20 protein-coding genes are annotated in these 19,468 nt (G+C 40.0%); all 20 read left to right on the top strand.

The genetic code is table 11. The features are described 5' to 3' along the window. Positions 1 to 11: 11 nt before the first annotated feature. The 20 genes from traJ to DXN04_RS14075 all read left to right on the top strand — a co-directional run bounded on the left by traJ (position 12) and on the right by DXN04_RS14075 (position 19,422). Entirely contained in the window at positions 12 to 1,085 is a 1,074-nt protein-coding gene (gene traJ / locus DXN04_RS14180; RefSeq protein ID WP_116854011.1) for a conjugative transposon protein TraJ, read from the top strand. Positions 1,086 to 1,127: 42 nt separating this feature from the next. After that, the gene (traK, locus tag DXN04_RS14175; protein WP_116854010.1) at positions 1,128 to 1,748 is read left to right on the top strand and encodes a conjugative transposon protein TraK; all 621 of its coding nucleotides are present in this window, start codon (positions 1,128 to 1,130) and stop codon (positions 1,746 to 1,748) included. A gap of 3 nt (positions 1,749 to 1,751) precedes the next feature. Next, a complete protein-coding gene (locus tag DXN04_RS14170; protein WP_116854009.1) occupies positions 1,752 to 2,210 on the top strand; it encodes a hypothetical protein in 459 nt (152 codons plus the stop codon). Between the two features lie 8 nt (positions 2,211 to 2,218). Continuing rightward, on the top strand, positions 2,219 to 3,496 hold the full coding sequence (traM, locus tag DXN04_RS14165) for a conjugative transposon protein TraM (RefSeq protein WP_116854008.1): 1,278 nt from the start codon (positions 2,219 to 2,221) through the stop codon (positions 3,494 to 3,496). Between the two features lie 11 nt (positions 3,497 to 3,507). After that, positions 3,508 to 4,137: a hypothetical protein gene (locus tag DXN04_RS14160; RefSeq protein WP_116854007.1), complete on the top strand. Its 630-nt coding sequence runs from the start codon at positions 3,508 to 3,510 to the stop codon at positions 4,135 to 4,137. A 43-nt stretch (positions 4,138 to 4,180) separates the two neighbouring features. After that, positions 4,181 to 5,011, top strand: coding sequence for a conjugative transposon protein TraN (traN, locus tag DXN04_RS14155; RefSeq protein WP_116854006.1), 831 nt, complete (start codon positions 4,181 to 4,183; stop codon positions 5,009 to 5,011). 11 nt (positions 5,012 to 5,022) lie between these two features. Beyond that, on the top strand, positions 5,023 to 5,559 hold the full coding sequence (locus DXN04_RS14150) for a hypothetical protein (protein ID WP_116854005.1): 537 nt from the start codon (positions 5,023 to 5,025) through the stop codon (positions 5,557 to 5,559). A gap of 20 nt (positions 5,560 to 5,579) precedes the next feature. Next, positions 5,580 to 6,719 (top strand): hypothetical protein, encoded by a 1,140-nt coding sequence (locus DXN04_RS14145; protein ID WP_116854004.1) that lies wholly within the window; start codon positions 5,580 to 5,582, stop codon positions 6,717 to 6,719. 23 nt (positions 6,720 to 6,742) lie between these two features. Next, the gene (locus DXN04_RS14140; protein ID WP_116854003.1) at positions 6,743 to 8,008 is read left to right on the top strand and encodes a hypothetical protein; all 1,266 of its coding nucleotides are present in this window, start codon (positions 6,743 to 6,745) and stop codon (positions 8,006 to 8,008) included. Between the two features lie 165 nt (positions 8,009 to 8,173). Then, the gene (locus DXN04_RS14135; RefSeq protein ID WP_116854002.1) at positions 8,174 to 8,674 is read left to right on the top strand and encodes a hypothetical protein; all 501 of its coding nucleotides are present in this window, start codon (positions 8,174 to 8,176) and stop codon (positions 8,672 to 8,674) included. 289 nt (positions 8,675 to 8,963) lie between these two features. Further along, positions 8,964 to 9,266, top strand: a complete 303-nt coding sequence (locus DXN04_RS34545) for a hypothetical protein (protein ID WP_147319924.1) — start codon at positions 8,964 to 8,966, stop codon at positions 9,264 to 9,266. 166 nt (positions 9,267 to 9,432) lie between these two features. Beyond that, positions 9,433 to 9,852, top strand: a complete 420-nt coding sequence (locus DXN04_RS14125; protein ID WP_147319923.1) for a hypothetical protein — start codon at positions 9,433 to 9,435, stop codon at positions 9,850 to 9,852. A 55-nt stretch (positions 9,853 to 9,907) separates the two neighbouring features. Continuing rightward, positions 9,908 to 10,966, top strand: a complete 1,059-nt coding sequence (locus DXN04_RS14120; protein WP_116854322.1) for a DUF932 domain-containing protein — start codon at positions 9,908 to 9,910, stop codon at positions 10,964 to 10,966. A gap of 292 nt (positions 10,967 to 11,258) precedes the next feature. Beyond that, complete coding sequence (locus DXN04_RS14110) at positions 11,259 to 12,110, top strand: DUF3560 domain-containing protein (protein WP_116853998.1); 852 nt, start codon at positions 11,259 to 11,261, stop codon at positions 12,108 to 12,110. Positions 12,111 to 12,597: 487 nt separating this feature from the next. Beyond that, positions 12,598 to 12,879 carry a hypothetical protein gene (locus DXN04_RS14100; protein ID WP_116853996.1) on the top strand — a complete coding sequence of 94 codons (282 nt, stop codon included), beginning with the start codon at positions 12,598 to 12,600 and terminating at the stop codon, positions 12,877 to 12,879. Between the two features lie 103 nt (positions 12,880 to 12,982). Beyond that, positions 12,983 to 13,396, top strand: coding sequence for a hypothetical protein (locus tag DXN04_RS14095; RefSeq protein ID WP_147319922.1), 414 nt, complete (start codon positions 12,983 to 12,985; stop codon positions 13,394 to 13,396). A gap of 175 nt (positions 13,397 to 13,571) precedes the next feature. Then, entirely contained in the window at positions 13,572 to 14,630 is a 1,059-nt protein-coding gene (locus DXN04_RS14090; protein WP_116853994.1) for a phosphoadenosine phosphosulfate reductase domain-containing protein, read from the top strand. 280 nt (positions 14,631 to 14,910) lie between these two features. Next, a complete protein-coding gene (locus DXN04_RS14085; RefSeq protein ID WP_116853993.1) occupies positions 14,911 to 16,929 on the top strand; it encodes a hypothetical protein in 2,019 nt (672 codons plus the stop codon). Next, positions 16,911 to 18,596: a hypothetical protein gene (locus tag DXN04_RS14080; RefSeq protein WP_116853992.1), complete on the top strand. Its 1,686-nt coding sequence runs from the start codon at positions 16,911 to 16,913 to the stop codon at positions 18,594 to 18,596. The genes DXN04_RS14085 and DXN04_RS14080 overlap by 19 nt, the downstream gene beginning before the upstream one ends. A gap of 82 nt (positions 18,597 to 18,678) precedes the next feature. Then, positions 18,679 to 19,422: a hypothetical protein gene (locus DXN04_RS14075; protein WP_116853991.1), complete on the top strand. Its 744-nt coding sequence runs from the start codon at positions 18,679 to 18,681 to the stop codon at positions 19,420 to 19,422. Positions 19,423 to 19,468 lie beyond the last annotated feature (46 nt).

Here is a 19,468-nt window from a genome sequence, read left to right as displayed (position 1 = left end):
ATAGTGTAAATATGAAATGGAGTTGTCTGGTTTTCATGGCTTTGGCTATAGGGTTACTTATACCCTCTGTGGCATCAGCGCAAGCTGTTGCAGATCATATTAATGGATTGCAGGTTGTTTTAGATAAGTTGTATAAAGATATGCTTCCTAAATGTAGCAGTCTGATTGGGGTGGGAAAAGGCATCGCCTGTTTTGCTTCGGTTTTTTACATCGGTCACAGGGTTTGGCGTAGCATGGCGGCAGCGGAACCTATTGACGTATATCCGTTGTTAAGACCCTTCGCTATAACGCTTGTCATAATAAACTTTAGCGCCGTCCTGGCGGTGTTTAATGGTATTTTATCTCCCATAGCAAACGGTACAAAAACGATGGTAACCAATTCCGATGCAGCAGTAAAAGAACTGTTTGCAAAAAAGGAGGCGGCAGTCAAAAATACAGAAGAATGGCAGGCGTTGGTAGGAGAATCCCAGCTAGGTGATTATTCGCTATGGGTGAAATATGCGCATCCAAGTGACGGCGGTGGAGGAATGTTCTCTAAGATCTGGAAGGAAATGCAGTTTATATGGGATAAAATGAAGTATAATATGCAAAATGAACTTAAGATGGCACTATCCACTATTCTGCAAATACTTTATGCGGCCGCCGCTCTTTGCATTAACACGCTGAGAATTTTCAATCTTATCTTATTGGGTATTCTTGGACCATTAGTGTTAGGGTTGAGCGTATTTGATGGCCTTCATCATACCCTGTCGGTCTATCTTGCCAGATACATCAATATTTACTTATGGCTACCGATTTGTAATATACTTGGCTCAGTGCTGGGAACCATTCAGCAACATTTGATTCAACTCGATTTGGATGCGCTTGCTAATAATGGTGTGACCAGTTTCGGATTGTATGATGCCGGTTACTTGGTTTTTATGGTGATTGGTATCATATGTTATACTACCGTCCCTAGCATTGCCGATTGGATTGTTCATGCGGGCGGTGGATCAGCATTGCAGCATAAGGTGACCGGCCATGCACATAACGTCACTGGTAAAGCAGTTGATGTTGCTACTAATCCATTTGGAATCCGATCATAGGAATGTGAGATTTGATAATGTAGATCGTGAAAATAGTGTTGAATGTTCCAGCAATTTAAAAATATAGAATCAGCCTTCAAACACATTAAGCTGTTTACAGCGGTAGTGATTGTGGCAACTGTCATCATTAATTGTTATACCGTATATAAAAGCTATTTGTATGCTGGTGAGGCACAGCAAAGAGTATTTGTAATCGTAAATGGAAAAGCGATCCAAGCAGTAGCGGCAAGCAGAAAAGACAATGTTGCCATTGAAGCAGTTGACCATATCAAGGTGTTCCATAACCTATTTTTTTCACTCACCCCAGACGAAAAGGCGATTCAGGCTAGTTTAAGCAAGTCCATGTATCTCGCGGATAAATCAGCGAAGGACCAGTACGACGATTTGAAAGAAGCCGGTTATTACGATCAGGTAGTGTCTGGCAATATCAGCCAGGAGGTGACCTGTGATAGTGTTCATGTGGACGTAAATCAGCACCCTTATCCATTTCGGTTTTATGGAAAATTGAAAATTGTAAGACCAACGTCTACAGTTATCCGCAATCTGGTTACCAATGGTTTGATTCGGGATCTGAATACGCGTACTGAAAATAATCCGCATGGATTTCTTATTGAACGGTGGAATATCGTCGATAATACAGATTTGACTGTTAAACAAAAATAGCATATGTGGTGGAAGGGCAGGATCAATAGTAATGGAGCAGCAACAATTGTGTGGCGTATTCTGGCAGCTTGGACAGATCAGGGGCTACGAAGAATAGCCACTTTTCTAAACGGGCAGTTAGGGAAATTAACAGTAAAGCAGAATAAAGCGTTTTGGGGTTTGTTTGTAGTATTTTTCGGTGCTGCAGGTGTTATTTGTGCCATTCCAGGAATTAATATTCTTCCTGCATATGATATGCCGCCTGTACTGTTTTCGCCGCCCCCTGTTTTCCCTTCCGAAACTAGAGGAAATGCATACTACAGTACCATTGATTCTTTACGAGCCTATAATTTTTCTGTCTTATTGGACAGTTTAAGAAAAACGGAAGAAGGGCGAAGAGAAATTGAGGCTTTCGAAAATCAGCATCCTGGTCTAATAGATAGTATGCTGCAAGTTAGTAATTCATTGTATCCAAAGAAATAATAACAATTATGGAAAAAGAGAAATTGAAAGTGAGGATATTGTTATTCATGCCAGTGGTAGTAATTCCACTTCTATGCTTGATTTTTTACGCTATGGGTGGTGCTGAAAGTGGTGAAAACCCTGTAATGGTAAATCCCGGTTTCAACAAGATACTTCCTTCTCCAATAGTAGAAGAAAAAGAAGGAATGGATAAGCTGTCGTTATACCGTAAAGCGGAGAATGATTCTCTTTCCTTTCGTAGCCTGGCTCAGCGCGACCCGTATGCAATAACTCCACTAACAGACAGCGGTAACTTATATCAACCAACGGTTCCTTCGATGAATTTTAAGAAAGGTAACGCTGATAACCCTACAGAGGGCGAAGATAAGATAAAGGAGCAGCTTGCTTTTTTACAAAAACAGTTATCAACTCCTGACAAGGCAATACCCGACAACAAAAACTTTGCACCGCGAGACACGATCTCTACACAATCCGACGAGCAGATAAAACGTCTTGAACAGATGATGCAGGCAATGCAGGCCGGAACAAATACGCCTGATCCAGAGATGGCTCAATTAGACAATATGCTGGATAAAGTACTGGATATTCAAAATCCTTCCAGGATCAAGAATAAATTAAAGGAAGAGTCTTTGAAAAATAAAGGGAAAGTTTATCCAGTTACTATTTCTCCTTCTTACCAAGGGGATGATTTGCTCCCAGTAAAAATAAACGGCGCGGATTCCATGTATAATAAATGGAAAGATTCAGTTATTAACCCCTATTTTCAGCCAAGTAAGCGAAATCAGTTTTTTGACCTCAATGGAATGGAAGAACAGCAAGCCCAGACAAATGCGGTGTCCGCCGTAATAGACGAGAAACAGACACTTGTTACAGAATCAACATTAAAGATCCGGTTAACACAGGATATTTTTATCAAAGGACAGCTCATTCCGAAAGGTACACATGCCTTTGCTGTATGTGATCTTAGAAATGAACGGCTAGCCGGGGAAATCAAGGAAATACAGTATAAGGGAAACATCTATCCGGTATCATTAATAATTTATGACGGCGATGGTATCGCAGGTATCCGTGTGCCTGGTGCGATCAGCAGAGATGTGGCGAAAGACGAGGCAGCCAACGCAATACAGACATTACAAATGGCTTCTCTTGATCCTAATATTGGTGCGCAAGCGGCTTCTGCCGGTATAAGCGCTGCCAAAAGTTTATTGTCAAAAAAGACGAAACTAATTAATGTAACTGTAAAAAGTGGCCATCCCATCCTGTTACTCGACGGTAATCAGGAGTAAAATAGTAGTCAATGGCAAAAATAACATTAGAACAGTTGGATAAGTTGGGGTTACAGGCGGCAAGATCACCCCTGGATAAAGCAGTTCAGGAAGGCCGAACACAGTTTGCAATAAGTTTCCACGCGAAACAGGGTAAAGATGATATGATCGTTTACCTGACATTTCACTTGCTGCCGGACTTGAAAACAATAGATTTAACCCATTATGAGGTTTTAATAAAACTACCTATTGTTCTTGCTCATGGTGAGATTGGAGGCATAGATACGGCGGCGCTGGAGCAGAAAATCTCAGAGATTGATTGGAGTGCGCCTGTTCAGGATACCGATTCAGCTTGCGCTGCTAGACTGGCGTTGGCCGTGCAGTTATACGAACTGGAACAGGCAGGACAGGAAGGATATTCACTGAGCAAAAAACTACAGGTAAAGTATTTTACCGGAACCCCGTTTGCTGTTTCAATTGCTGGTGATTTTCGACTTAAATCTCTTAGCAAGAACTACTATCCTAGCCAATCTTTCCAGAATCATTTCCCTTCCCTCAAAGAAGCGCATTCTTTTATGCGGCATGAATTAAAAATAAAGGGCTGGCATCTCGCAGAACTGCCTGCTAAAAAAGCAGGAAGGAGTAAAAAGCAAAAGTCCTAATCCGACAACTTAAAATTTATTGTTGACTTATAATAACGTGAAAATGAAAAAGTTGCTGTTGTTTAATTTATTTTTCGTTGTTTTTTTCTTTTCCAGGCTGCATGCTCAGAGGCCTGCCGATATAAACAATGTTTACATCAGTTTTTATCAAACGGTTTTAGTGGTGTTTGATGCACCAATACAAGACTTTGACAGGGGATCTTCGGATATACTGGCGAAAATTGTCAGTAAAAACAAGCATGTAATTAAGATCAAAGCAAATCGGGAGAATTTTAAACCGACTACCTTATCTGTTTTTACAGATGATGGTGCCATTTACTCCATACGGGTATTCTTTGTCGATGATGCCCCCTCTTTGGAATATCGCATTAAAGCGCAGGGTAAATTTGAGGGTGCTGGCTTGACTAAACCTGATACGGCTTCTGCGCTGTTAAACACCGTTAGAAAGAATGCAGATACCATATCGTCATTCAAAAAAATGGCCTGTCATGCCAAAGCACGAAATAATGGAATGAAAATCAACTTACGTGGCGTGTATATTGACAATGGCATACTTTACTTCCACGTCACACTAGCCAATCAATCAAACATTCCATATATCATTGATTATAGCAAAACCTATCAGCGAGACAAATCCAAAGCAAAACGTACTTCTGTTTTAGAACAGGAAATTTATCCGCTATACCAACTCTTAACACCCGGTGATATTATTTCCAATAAATCGGGTCAAACCTGGATATTGACATTTCCTCAGTTTACGATTGCCGATTCTAAGTTTATGACTATCGATCTTTTTGAAAAAAATGGGGATAGGCACCTGCAATTGAAGATCAAGGGAAAGGACATTCTAAAAGCAAAACCCTTGTTTCCATAAAATGAAATCATATGAAAAAAGATACTGAGGTTAAAGTAAATCCACTGGAAGAAGAATTGCAAAGGTGGAATGTGAAGGAGCAATTGTATCAGAAAACTCTGGGAGCAAGCACTACGAAATCAAGAGAATATTTGAAGATCAAGTATAAGCACTTTCGTAATCTTTACCAGCAGTTTAAAAACGTTAAGGACAAAGATGTAAAGGCTTCCTTGAAAATAATAAAAGCTCATTTGAGAGCTACCAGAAAGCAGTTATACCCCTTGTGGCAAAGGTTATCCGTAGATATTGCGCGAGCTGTTTGGAATATGGCTACCTGGCTTTTTAAAAATACACGGGATGTAACTATAAGAACGATTGGAGAGCAGCGCCAAAGAGTTCCTTTGAATAATTCCATCTATGACGCTACGACAAAAAATGACAATACGCAGGATTTGACCACGGCAAAAGATGCTTCCCAATCACAGAGCCAAAGACTGCTTAAGATTAAGCGCAAAAGCCATGAAAGGGCAATGCTTAATGTTCCGCGCATGGGTAAGGGTATTTCATAAAAGTGCAATTCACAGGTAATATGGAATTAAATAGGGTGAAAACGGCATTAGATCGGTGGGATACGAAACAAGCCGGTTATATTCAGAAATTTGGTCAGGAATTGTTGCAGGACAGGGAATTCAACTTGCTTCGCTTACAGGTATGGAAGCGAATTATTAAGCAGCACAGAAAGCTGAATCTTTCTGAAGATGAATTTTATGATTTGCAGTTTGTCAAAGGACAAATCCGCCAGATGGATGCCGCCCTTTTTCCCGGTATAAAAGGCTTTTTTCAAAAGCTGAATTATTCTATTGCTAGGGCAATTGATCGGATCTTTACTGGAAAGCCGACTTTTTTAAAAGATTCGGGAATGATAACAGTGGCCACAAAATCAGATCAAGAAGGCAATGTGAACCACCAGTCTGAAAAAAATGGACTTTCGTCAGTATATATAGCCCCCGAATTAAAGGCGGACAAACAATTACCTACTCGGCAATCGGAAGATGTAGTTGTACAAACCGCTATATCCGCTGCTATACTGGCTCCACAAACCGCCCTTGTCGTTGAACAATCTCCTGAAATTTCTCCGCAATCGGAAAAGGTAGTTGTACAAACCGCTGTATCCGCTGCTATTCTGGTTCCGCAACCCGCCATTGTCGTTGAACAATCACCGGAAATTTCTCCGCAATCGGAAAATGTAGTTGTACAAACCGCTGTATCCGCTGCTATCCCGGCTCCGCAACCCGCCATTGTCGTTGAACAATCACCGGAAATTTCTCCGCAATCGGAAAATGTAGTTGTACAAACCGCTGTATCCGCTGCTATCCCGGCTCCGCAACCCGCCATTGTCGTTGAACAATCACCGGAAATTTCTCCGCAATCGGAAAATGTAGTTGTACAAACCGCTGTATCCGCTGCTATCCCGGCTCCGCAACCCGCCATTGTCGTTGAACAATCACCGGAAATTTCTCCGCAATCGGAAAATGTAGTTGTACAAACCGCTGTATCCGCTGCTATCCCGGCTCCGCAACCCTCCCTTGTTGTTGAACAATCACCGGAAGTTTCTCCGCAATCTCCTAATGAGACTACAACGGAGACGACTATTCTCCAGCAGCGAAAGTCATTTCAACGGAATAACGAAATAAAAACATTAACCGGCAGGATGCGGACTTTGCGATAGTGTTACAATTTAAAAATTAAGTTATGGATAATGTGCAGAATGAACTTGAAATTAATGTAGGTCACAACTTAGCGGTGCTAGAGGATACTGTTCGTATCCGCCAGTTACCGGAAACAGTCCTGGATACATTGCCTGAACAAATGGCTACTGGAAAACCTGAAATTAAGACTTACGGATTGGTCGGGTTTGAGGATGTATCTACAGTAATAGGAATTGAGGCTACTTTCTATTTAATAGAAAATAAGTATTACCTCAATAGAACCCAGGCTACAGTCGCTAAAGAAATCGAAATTACCCATGGGAAGATCGGTGACCTCAATACCGCAGATTTGGAATCTCGCCTGGCAAATCCGCCGACCGCTGAATTTAGAACGTCCGAGAATAGCACTGAATATGATCTGGCTTTGGAAAACTATCAGAGTAAAATTACGCAGGATTTATTAGTCGTTCAAAAGGAAAAGCCAGAGATATTTAATAGGCTGATAGTAAAATATCATCCTGATGTGGATATTCAAATGGATAAGACTTCGCTGGATCGGCAAGCCAGAATAGATGCCGACCATAATAAAACATTTGAATTTAGCGATTACTACAAACTTACCACAATGGAAATGTTCAACCTCCTGGAAGGTAGGGCTGTTTACAAAACATTGAAACAGTACAACTTTGTGGATAGTGAAGGAAATATTGTTGAGGGCGATAACTTGAAGAACCGCCCGGAATTGAGACAAGTTTCTTCAAAATTCGATACATGGCTGAAGTTGAAACAGCAACCAAACGGGAGCCAGGTAATTGAGTTTGTTGGAGGCTTGCGTAATGTCGAATCACAATTGGTAAAATTCAACTTTCAGGATATGGATGACGCTAATTATGTTGATAAGCTGGCGTACCATATTAGAAAAGGAAGTGAGGTTGTTGTAAAATTTCCAAATGCCTCCGGTTCATCTAATCTAATAGTTGCTGCCAATCCACCGGAAGGCTTGAAGATTGCCAACATGGAAGGGAAAGTGCTTAGTCCAGTACCTTTTTTGAAGATACAACCCGAAAAGAAAAATTTTTCAAGGCCTGTGGTGACAAGCTCACCTGACCGCCAGGTGAAAAATGAAGAATCTAATCGGGAAGTAGTGGACAATCAGCCCTCACAAGCACAGCAACATACTGGCAGTCAAACAAATGGTAATGAAAATAGTCAAAGTCCCAGCCAAGGGGTTTTGCAGCAGGTTCGATCCTTTTTTAGCCGTAACAGACAGGTTGGCGAGGATAACAACAACATTAGCAGGAAGATCTAGTTACCAGGGCAGCAGGATCAATCTATTCGTGCAGTTTTCACATTGTCGCTTTCAGAGTTTACCGGCTTTAACAGGGCTATTTTGCCGCCGTTGCGACGCTCCGTTTTAAGTTCAGTTCGCTATTTAACTCTTAGTAAACTATTTTTTTCCATAATGCTTCTTCAGATGAATATCGAACAAGCTTTCCTTGTCACTACAGGGTTGACGTATGAACAACAAAACCTGGGTATCAGCGGTTCAGCGGAAGTGTTTAATAAACGGGAAACCTTTGAGAATTTAAACGAAGCTATTATTGCATTAAATAATATCCCTAACTATTACTTTAGTGACGCATTGGTTCTTCAGCATCAGCTGGGCAAATCATTGGATTATGCAGTCATTCATGATAGTGATGGGATTATTAAAATTACAAAAAACTATATCGGATGGACGCGTGATACCCCTCCTGGAATCTATATATCCTTGCATGGTATCACAACCGAAGAATTCAATAACTCATCCGGGCAGGATCTTATAAGCTATCCCTGTATTACTGTTGGCACTAATACCGCCTATCGGATCGTTTCTTATGCGCAGATGGAAAAAGAAATTTCAGCGCTACCAAAGCGGCAGCCAGTTACCAGAGTTATTAAACCCGATAACTGGCGCGGTAAAACGATAAAGTAATATTAACTTATAGTCCGAAAAGGAAACGAGCAATGCGGGAGCGCAAATCGTCAGCGATAGGGCTATTGCGGGAATGATCCCCAAAACCGTCTTCAACTTGAAGGCGGTTTTCTTTTTCCGCATCGATGGCCGGCTGTTATTTTCTTTCTTGTTCAATCATCTTTTCTCCGCAAAAATACCACCTGCCTTTCCATTCTCTACAAGGGCTTTCGCGGCATATGCTCACTGCGTTCCGCTATTCCACGTCCCTTGTCTCGAACCGGCAGGTGGTGAATGCCTCGAAAAAAATATGAAGAACAAGAAAACCAAAGAAAAGCAGTCCAAGTACCTCTATCGCAACGCGGATGATAAACCGGAATTCGCCAAAATTGAAGAAGAGGAATGGGAGTGCCCCTGCGGACCTGACGCTATGCGTGATTCTTTCTGGCCTTGTGATAATTACGGCAATCTGATTGATCCCAACGGTCCGATGAAAAAACACAAAATACTCTGCCAGTACTGCGGCAGAGTGTTCCATTCCACTACAGGACAGGTAATCCTAAGAAGAAATGTTGAGGATATTGATAAGGAATTTGATAGAGTCTATGGTTGATGTTTTGGAAAAATAACTGGTGTTTTAATGACACCAGTTATTTTACTTTTATCGATTGGCTAACAGGCCGCCTAATAATAGGCGGCTTTTTTCATTGGTCCCGTGCCGGGGCGGCACGGGGTCTCTAATCATTTCCAAAAGAAAAGAGAAAAAAGAAATCAAAAGTATGGCACGGGGAAAAGAAAGCAAGTCTGAGGGCAAAAAAAATCTCCACCTCATACAGCTTGGTGTCCGCCAAAGGCGGACCTCATATGAGGTAGTATTTTTTCTTAGCCCAGGGTTGCTTTCTTTTCTCCGCGCCATGTATCAGGGCTTTCTTTTTCTCTTTTTTCTTTTGAAAATGATCACGCAAAAAAATACACAAATGAAACATCCTGAAAAATTACACACGCCGCCCCCTTTAGCTAAAATCATGGCAACATCCTGGGCGATCCAGTCTGAAACACGTGTAACAAGAAGCCGCGCGTTGTGCTATGCCTGGGGCATCTTCCTAAATGAAAATGTGATGCTGTACCGCTTGGCTGTAAAGCATGGCACCCGCCAGAAGCCCCAGGCATCTACAAACAACCTCACACTTTTCCTTTAATCATCTTTAACCCTGGCGTATGCCGCCGCCAGTTCTAAAAATAAGCGGCTATCCTATGGCAGATAATATAAACTTTAATCAAATCACAGGTAAACACGCTTTTTACTCAGTACGGGAAAAGGCTTGGCATGATAAAGGCCAGATTGTTAACCAGTATCAAAAAAGTGACGATGTGTTAATAGATGCACAGCTCAATTTTGATGTAGTTAAACGCCCAATAATTACATATGATGCTATTGGCGAAGGTGAAGGCGAGTTAATAATGCCAGATGTTAAAGTCCCCGGTTTTTTTGCCACTGTACGCACAGATACAAACAAGGTACTTGGAGTTGTCGGAAGTGGTTATGAAGTGATCCAGAATATAGACGCATTTAGTTTTTTTGATTCTATTGCAGGTGCTGAAAATATCTTTTATGAGACAGCGGGAGCGCTGGGACAAGGGGAGCGTATTTTTATCACAGCAAAACTACCTTCCCATATTACCGTTGCCGGTATAGATACTATGGAGAATTATCTATTCCTTACCACCTCACACGACGGAAGCGGGTCTATTGTTGCGGGTTTTACTCCTGTGCGTATTGTGTGTAACAATACACTAAATGCCGCTTTAAGAGGGTGCCCCAATAAAACGAAAATACGCCATACAGCGAATGCAAAAGATAGGTTAAAAGAGGCCAACCGCGTCATGGGCATGGTTAACAAATGTATACCTGCTATGTCTGAAACTTTTAATCACTGGGCTAAAATCAGTATTACAGACCAGCAGGTAAAAGAATTGATTACACTGGCATTAGCGCCCAACGTGGAGACCATTGCCAATATTAAAAAAGGGGAATGGGAGGAAGTAAGTACACGCTTTAAAAATCAGTTAAGTGATGCTTTTTCTTATGCATTCGGTAGTGATACGCAATTGATGGATACCACCAAAGGAAAGTTATACGGGGCCTATAATGCTGTTACCGGCTACTTTCAAAATGTCTCCAGATATGATAGCTCTGCCGACCAGGTGAACGCCATCCTCTACGGTGGTACCGCTGAAAAGAAAGCACAAAAAGCCTTCGACCTGTGCGAAGCATTCGCCCAATACGGAGGGGACGCATTACAATTTAATTGACCCATCGCCGCCGGGGGCTAGGCCCCCGGCTTTATATCATCTTATTTACATCTTTTTGAAAATGGCCCGACACACTTTATACGTCATCGTTAGGGTTATCGTAGATACGGCCCTAACGGACAAAAAGCAACTAATTGATCAATTCGAAAGCCAAAAGGAAGAATTCAATTTTCCCGGAACTCCTCATGTATCAATACTAAATGTTAGATGGATTGATACTTGGCCTAAAGATCCGGCATCCGGTGAGCCGTGGATCTTGTAAAATTTCAGTAACCATAAAAAAAATATAATTATGAAACACAATTTTGAACAACGCAAACAAAACCGCATTGAAAATGCTAAAGCGCAGGCAGAAAAAAATAGTTTGTTATCAGACAGGCAGTATAGCGCCGCGCAAGAGATAGCCTCATATATCCCAATGGGACAACCTATATTAGTGGGGCATCACTCAGAGAAACGACACCGCCGTGACCTGGATAGAATACACAATTTACACGGCCAATCTATTCAATCCGCTGAAAAGGCAAGATATTATGAAGCAAAAGCAAAAACGATTGAAGAAAACACCGCTATATCTTCCGATGATCCCCAAGCCCTTACTAAACTACGTGAAGCATTGAAAGAATGTGAAGACCTGCAAATCTTCATGAAGGAAGTAAATAAGTGTATCAAAAAGAAGGATAAGGAAGGTTTTTTAAAACTGCCAGGAACTAGTGAAGCAAAATGGATCGTTGTAAATACGCCGGATTGCTTTAATTCTAAAGGCTTTGCAAGGTATAAACTAACAAATAACGGTGCCGAAATTCGGAGGCTTAAAAAACGCATTGCCCAATTAGAGAAATTGGAGAAAATGGAAACCTCTGAATCAGAATACAACGGCGTTATATATAGAAAGAACGTAGAAGCCAACCGCGTACAGTTGATTTTCCCGGGTAAACCAGCGGAAGAAATTAGAACTATTTTAAAAAAGTATGGATTCCGCTGGGCTCCGTCAGAAAAAGCCTGGCAGCGTCATTTAAATAATGATGGCATATTCGCTGCAAACTACGCTTTGAAAGCCATTGTAGCGAATAGCACCCTCAATAAACAGGAACCGGCGAAGGTCTTCACATTATTGAATAAGCAAGACAATATCGCCGCATAAATCTTATTATCAACCGGTCAATACTGGCCGGTTGATAATAACCGGTAGGTAACATAATTCTTTTACTCATTCAATCGCTTCTATATGAAATCATTTGAAGAGTTAACAAATTTAAACAAGGCCGATTTGTTGTATTCTTTATTCCCGGCTGAAATGGAACAATTCGTTCAGTTCATAATAAAGCGCTATACTAAAGTAAAACCGAAATGCCCGGACAGTTTTATTAACCAGGAAGCGTGGCCTGTATTAATGGAGGAATTATATAACTACATGGCAGTTTATAAATCCAAACTCTGGACAAGTCAGAGACTTTTCAAGGATAAACTTTTTTATCACCTGATGGCATACGCTACCATTCATTTTTTATGGTTATACATAAAGCCACCCCGTAACACTGTAAACGAAAAATTTGTGTTATTAGCGAGATTTTTGTTTTTCTAACCTAAAGCCGGGGGCGCAGCCGGTATTAAAAGGAGCGCGTTTTTTTATGGCATGGAGTATATCTATCACGCCGGAGGGCTGGAATGAAATATATGAAGCCTGCCACGGATGTGAGAAACATTTTTTGTTGGAGGCCATTAACGAAACGGCTATTCAAAAAGGGATTCCCGGTATATCTGAAGATGCCGCAAAAGAAATTTCACACGAGGCATTGGCCAATATTGTTTTCGAGATAATACAGGAAACAGACACCTGTGATAACGGCGGGTTTAAATACTGGATCGATCCCAAGGGATTTTATAAAATAGATTTACAATTAAGGCGGTAGATATACTGCACTGGTATTGTTTGAGGTTAGCTTTTTAGATTCAATTTATTTTATGATTAGTTGTTAACCGTTATCCTGACGGAATAATCAGGGTACGCCATTTATGAAACCGTTAATTATTGGCGAGTACTACTCCGTTATAGATAAAGTATTGCCTTATAATACAACACGCCGCTGGCATATGAAAGTTACCGGGTATAATGCTGAATTGTCCTGTTATGAAATAGAAAGTAGTTTGGTCGGTGATTCGATTTATTTACCTAACGGGGAGCATTTTAAAAATTCCCTTATTATAAAAGGTTCAGACTTTCCATATAAAACTGAAATAGATTTTAATGTTTTCACCTGCCAGCCGTATTACTTTTTTATTACTGCAGATTACGAAGGGCTAAAATGTATGCTTTCCGAAAAGTGTATTAGCCTTTCCAAAGAAATAACGAAGCACATTTATTACCGGCCCTCATTGCCTTCGGATCGTATGCAATGGTTAATAGCCCCTTTTGAGTTGCTTTTTTAAGATTACCAGGTAAGGTAAACTATTAGTGCTGCCATTTACCCCGGCCTGGGGCCGGGGTTACTTTCTTTGAAATCCGCAAAGAAAGTAACAAAGAAACGGCGTTTGCGCCTTCCTCTGCTTTTACACATTTATCACACTTCACCTTCCCCGCTCAGGGGAGCAAACGATTACTATTATGTCAGAGATTAATAACATTCACTATTACGACAAATATATTGTTGCCTTTTCCGGTGGTAAAGATTCTACAGCCTGTTTTTTATACTTGCTTGATCAAGGTATACCAGTGTCTAAAATTGAGTTGTGGCATCATGACATTGATGGGCGGGAAAAAACATTGATGGATTGGGAAGTAACGCCTGCTTATTGCCGGGCGTTTGCAGAGGCATTTCATGTGCCGATATATTTTTCGTGGAAGCACGGAGGGTTTCGGAGGGAAATGTTACGGAAGAATGCATTAACCGCACCAGTGAGTTTTGAATGTCTAGGTGGCGAGGTGAGGACAGCCGGAGGGAAAACCGGTAAGCCTAACACACGGTTAAAGTTTCCACAGATCACACCTGACTTATCACTGCGCTGGTGTTCGTCTTACCTGAAGATTGATGTAGGAGTGAAGGCGCTTGTTAATCAAAATAGATTTAATGGAAAACGTACCCTGTTTATTTCAGGGGAACGTGGAGAGGAAAGCACCGCCAGAGAAAAGTATAATAGGTGGGAAGAAGATAAAGCCGACTGCCGATATAAAGGGACTTATTATAAAACAGTAACGCGGGAAGGCAGCGGTATTACCAGAAATGTACAACGTACAATCATTAAAGGAAAGAAACGCAGGCATGTTGACCGATATAGACCTGTTTTAAGTTGGAGTGAAGCACAGGTATGGAAGATCATTGAGAAATACGGCGTGCGGGTGCACCCCTGTTATTATCTTGGTTATTCGCGCTGTTCCTGTAAATTTTGCATCTTTGGCAATGCCGATCAATTTGCAACCAGTTACGCCATCAGCCCCGCCGAAGGCAACGAGTTAATAGCCTATGAAAAGGAGTTTGGTGTGACAATGAAACGCAACATTACCCTTTCTGAATTGATCGCATCCGGGAAGCCTTTTAATAAAATGGATGCCCGATACATTCGGATTTCCACCTCTCATAGTTATAACCTTAGTATTACAATGCTGCAAGGTGAACAATGGATATTGCCTGCGGGGGCATTTAAGGGAGAGTGCGCAGGGCGTTAGTGGAAAATTATTAATCTAAAAGGGATTATTGTACAACGGTGGGGCTATCACCAAGCACTGCCGCTGTCAATAGTCATACCACCCTGATAACCTTACTTTCTTTGACCTCCGCAAAGAAAGTAACAAAGAAACGGCTTATCCTGTTCTATTCTTCGTTGTAATTGAATCTTAAGTATTTCATTTTTCATGAGCAAGCGTACCCGTTATTTATTTGGCTGTGTTGCTTGCTCTGTCTTATGTCTGAGCATGATTTGTCATAAAACGGTGCTTTTACTTTTTTATGACTGCTAAAAAAATTATATTGCTTTTAATACCCAATTGGATGATTGATTTCCGACAACTTGATGATAGCTTAAATCGTTTAGATTTACTTGCTGTAGCTAAGTACCAGTTAGCAGAGAAGATTTTTGCTTATAAGAAGGTGAAATTTGATGCTGCTGAAATTGAAGAGCATTTAGATATTCTTACAGAAAATAAGATCATTGTTGAACAGAGCGGAAACTACCTTGTAGGTTCTGAAAATGGCTTATGCTATTATTTTTTTACGGTTTTCCGTAATAATATGAATCTGCATCTTGATGCTACGGTAAATAGCATTGTTACCTTATTTGAGAAGTGTGATCAATTCTTTTCGAGTGGAGACCATGATGCTAGTGATTTTTTGCACCATCTATACCAGGTAACTACTTTGTTTCATCAACGGACATATAAACCTGATTATAGTACTTTAGCCATTTATAGGGAAAACACTGATTTTATATTCTCTTTTTATCTGAATTCAATATTTGAGGCATTTTCCTTATTTGAGCTAACCAGCCAGGAATTTGCAGCACTGATAAACAACCTCCTTCTTTTTTTAAAATATGAGGATAACGTTTTGGATCTACAATTGATGACGTTTCAGCAATCTATTCGCCAGCTTACATATAGCAATCCCTTACTTGGTAGGGAGATTGCAAATACCTTGGAAGCAAATCTTAGTAAAAAGAGCGTTCAATGTTGGGGCGGGATTTGGAATGTACTATTAATGAATTCTTTGGAAGACTTACCGTTATTCTTGACAAAATCTGATGATGCAGATAAACTTCCTTTTATTTTGGAGGCCCTGACAGGCATTGATTTTCCCCAAGATAAAATTGAGCCGGTTGATTCGTGGTTTCAGGGATTAGGTGAGTTAAAAGGAGAAGCAAAGGAAAAAGCACCCGCCTTTATATTGTCGTTACTTCATTGTAAGGCAACCAGTGAATGGAGCCGAAGAGAGGATTATCTGAATGTGCTATATAGATATGCTAATGATAGTAAGCCAAGCATCATTCACGCTTTATTAAGCCGTTTATTGAGATTTCCTATTGCTGAAAAAAATAATTTGTTGTTGGAGGTTGTAGGTAACGAAGCATTAGATCAGCGTTTACTTTCCTTAGCGGAAGGAATTTTGGGCCATATTAATGATGTCTTATTATACTTTTCTTGTGTAAGAAAAAGGTTTTCGAAGGTGCTAAGTAGCGATGCCCCTTTTATACATACAGCTAGGAATTTGAGACATTCGAACCCTGGTGAATTTGACAAGCAGCTTGTTACGTTACTTATTGATAATAGTGGACGTGTAAGGCTTATGGCGAATCGTATCTTAGGCCAATTAAGAAGAGCCTTCGATAGTGTTACTAAATTACATTTTGATGTATTAACCTTGGACGCTAAATCACAATTCAAGTTTTTTACCTCTGTACTCTCAGAATATTTGGAACCCAAATACTCACTGCCCCTAATACTTGATTTAGTTAACTCTGGAAACGAAGTGGTAAGGGAGGCTCTAATATGCAGGCTGGAATTACTGACTGAGGATTATTCAAACCTTGTGAAGGAAGCCATTAAGAATTATTGGCCTGTGATGAGTAACGAACAGCAAAAATTATATAACCGGGTCGAAAACTACTCAAAGGAGTTCTATAATGAATTACATGAAAAGAATCTTATCCGGGAATTAGACCCCTTTTACACTCAAATGAAATATTATAAGGCTTTCATGAGTAAATATGGAAAATCTTTTAATCAGGGTTTAACCAAGACCGTTGAGCAAAAAAGTGTTTTTCATAAGTTATTTACCAAAGTTGAAGTGGCGAAAGGCGGTGGTTGGAAAATGGAATCTAGCAACGAGATAAGTAAGTTTACCACTTTTAGCGCCTCAATGGTTTTCCCAAGAACATTATTTATTAATCAAGACTTGTTTGAATATCTGCGACTTGCAAGTATAAATGAGGATTGGAGTAACTTTTTACCACAATGGATAGTAACAAATTAATGGTTCGAGATTATCTCGATTCTTTAAAGGAAGATACTGAGTTAGATTTTATTTTCCCTTTGCTTTTAACTGTGTTAGGTTACAGGGTTATTGTAACACCCAAACAGGCGAAGGGGAACCCCCAATTTGGCAAGGACGTTATTGCAATTGGTAAAACTTCAGATGGTACAAGAGCACTCTTTTATTTTGAATTAAAGGCTGGTTCTGATAAGAATATCGATGATACGACCATGACCAAGCAAGACGGAATAATTGATTCTTTTCGGACGGCCAAGTATGTAGAGTATGAGGACCATTCAATACCAGGATTAAATGAACTTCCCCGTCAATTTGTTTTGGTTCATACCGGTACAGTAAATGTCAATGCCCAAAGGACATTGGACGGCTTTGTGAAAAGGGAATTTCCGGATGGTAATTTCGATCATTGGGATATTAACCACTTAACAGATTTGTTCAGCACCCATCTTTTCAGTGAATATCTTCTTACTGATCCGGAAAGTACTAGGTTATTTAAGAGAACTTTGGTTTTACTTGATGCGCCTGATTATGACCTGTCTGATTTTTATCAATTGATAGAAATTCAGTTACGAAAGATAACCACCGTAAATGGTCGGTCCCTCACGATGTTTTTTGCGACTATGAACCTGTTAAGCGCGATTATCTTAAATTATAGCGAGAATAACAACAATTTAAATCCGGCAAAGGAAGCGATAACATACGTTGTTTTACGGGTGTGGCGATTTATAATTGAAAATAAGTGGGAACGGAAGCGCCCAATTTTAAAACATTTTGGAAAAATAGTATCCGTTCATTCGGTTGTTCTTCAGAAGTATTTCAATAAACTCTTACCTATCATTTCTAAGCGAGATGGTTTCTATTCTGAAAAAGGGGGATTTTTTGAATACGTTGGTGGGCCGCTTAGGACATACGATGTTCTTGGTTATATGATTTATCATTTTACAGAGCTGGAATTTAAGGAAAATGAAAAGGACCCTTATAACAAAACTCTCCGAGAAGAACATAAACGTATTATAAGAGAAGTCATAAATAATAACTCTACTTGTGTACGGCCTTTATTGGATAATCATTCAATTGTTATTTGCATGGTTATCCTCTATTTCATGAAAAGAACGGATTTTTCAACACGAGATCGCAATTTCTTGCACGCCTTCATCAAAAATACATTTGATAATATCGGCCTTAATTATATTTACCATCAACGACTACCTGAATTGCATAGCAATGTTGAAGCATTAATAGAATTTGTGAGTACTAAAATGCGCCCCACTGCTTACACTGACAGTTCTTCGATGCTAATTCCCTTTTTGTTGGAAATATCGGTGATCCTGGGCTTTCAAGATATTTACGAGAACATGAAGGGGGAGTTTGCAGGTGTTGTAAACTTTCAGCTACCCCAATTTGTACCTGGCAGCGATATTGAAACGATATTGTTTTCTGATAATGCACCTGACGAATATTTTACAGAAGCCAGCCTGACATATCCTGATAGCATGACCGAGGCTTTAGAAAAGTTAAAGGCAATACCGATCGAATCACACGAGTGGAAGATTGAAAAAGCTGGATTTCCATATGTACGGCTTTTGGCTCATCATTTCTTTAAAAATGATTTTGTTCCTTCGGAATGGCGGCGAAAAATTTTAGAATAGATTTAGTTGATGTTATAAAATATAGATCTAATTAGAATGTTATTTATGGCCTATATGTGTAACATATTGTATAAGGTAAAACTTGGAATCGGCTTTCAAATTTTGTATATTTGATGATATAGGGGAGCAACACGGCAAAGGTCGTGTTATGTTGGAAAAGGATTTAATTCCTGGTGAGGATGAAAGAGGAATGGTTGACAGGATAGCGGCACTAGTCGCTCAAAAACTATCACAATCGAGTGAGAATAGCCAGCCTGATTATGAAGAACGCAAGTCAAAAGATTATACAAAGAAGAATTCCCCAATATTATCTGATTCCAAAGAAGCCGCACTTATTATCAAAAGTGCTGAATTTCGAGAGCGGGAGCGATTAAAACGACAGATTGTAAGAATAGCCCAAAGATTAGAATTTACCGTTGAGTTTGCTGTCTCATTAGCTGGGAAGGCAATAGTTGACATTGCTCTAAAAAGAGAAAATGCAACTGTCGCGTGCTTTATGTTCAATTGTGGCAGATTGTCATGTGAACCTTCTACTATCAATTTATGTGTGCATTCTGGTTTTAATCGGATGCTGATCTGTACACCTGGTAAAGTTTCAACTGATGAAATTTATAGTTACTTACCAGTAAATACTATAAATATTTCTATTGTATCACTTGACGGTTTACCTGATTATTTAAACAATATTGGATTCGAAAATTTGCGAACAGAGAATGTTTTTAAGGGAAGAAAAGTAATTGTTGAATATACAAGAATATCGAACGAGGACGCGCAGGTGAAAAGTAATGCTATTATTCGCATCTTATCAAAGGCTCAATTAAAGTAATATAAAATAGGCTAACCGATCTAATGACTAACACTAACAATTTAAA

Source organism: Chitinophaga silvisoli (assembly GCF_003412465.1).
GTDB lineage: Bacteria > Bacteroidota > Bacteroidia > Chitinophagales > Chitinophagaceae > Chitinophaga > Chitinophaga silvisoli.
Note: the sequence above shows the minus strand (reverse complement) of the source record. Positions and strands in the feature narration are given on the sequence as shown.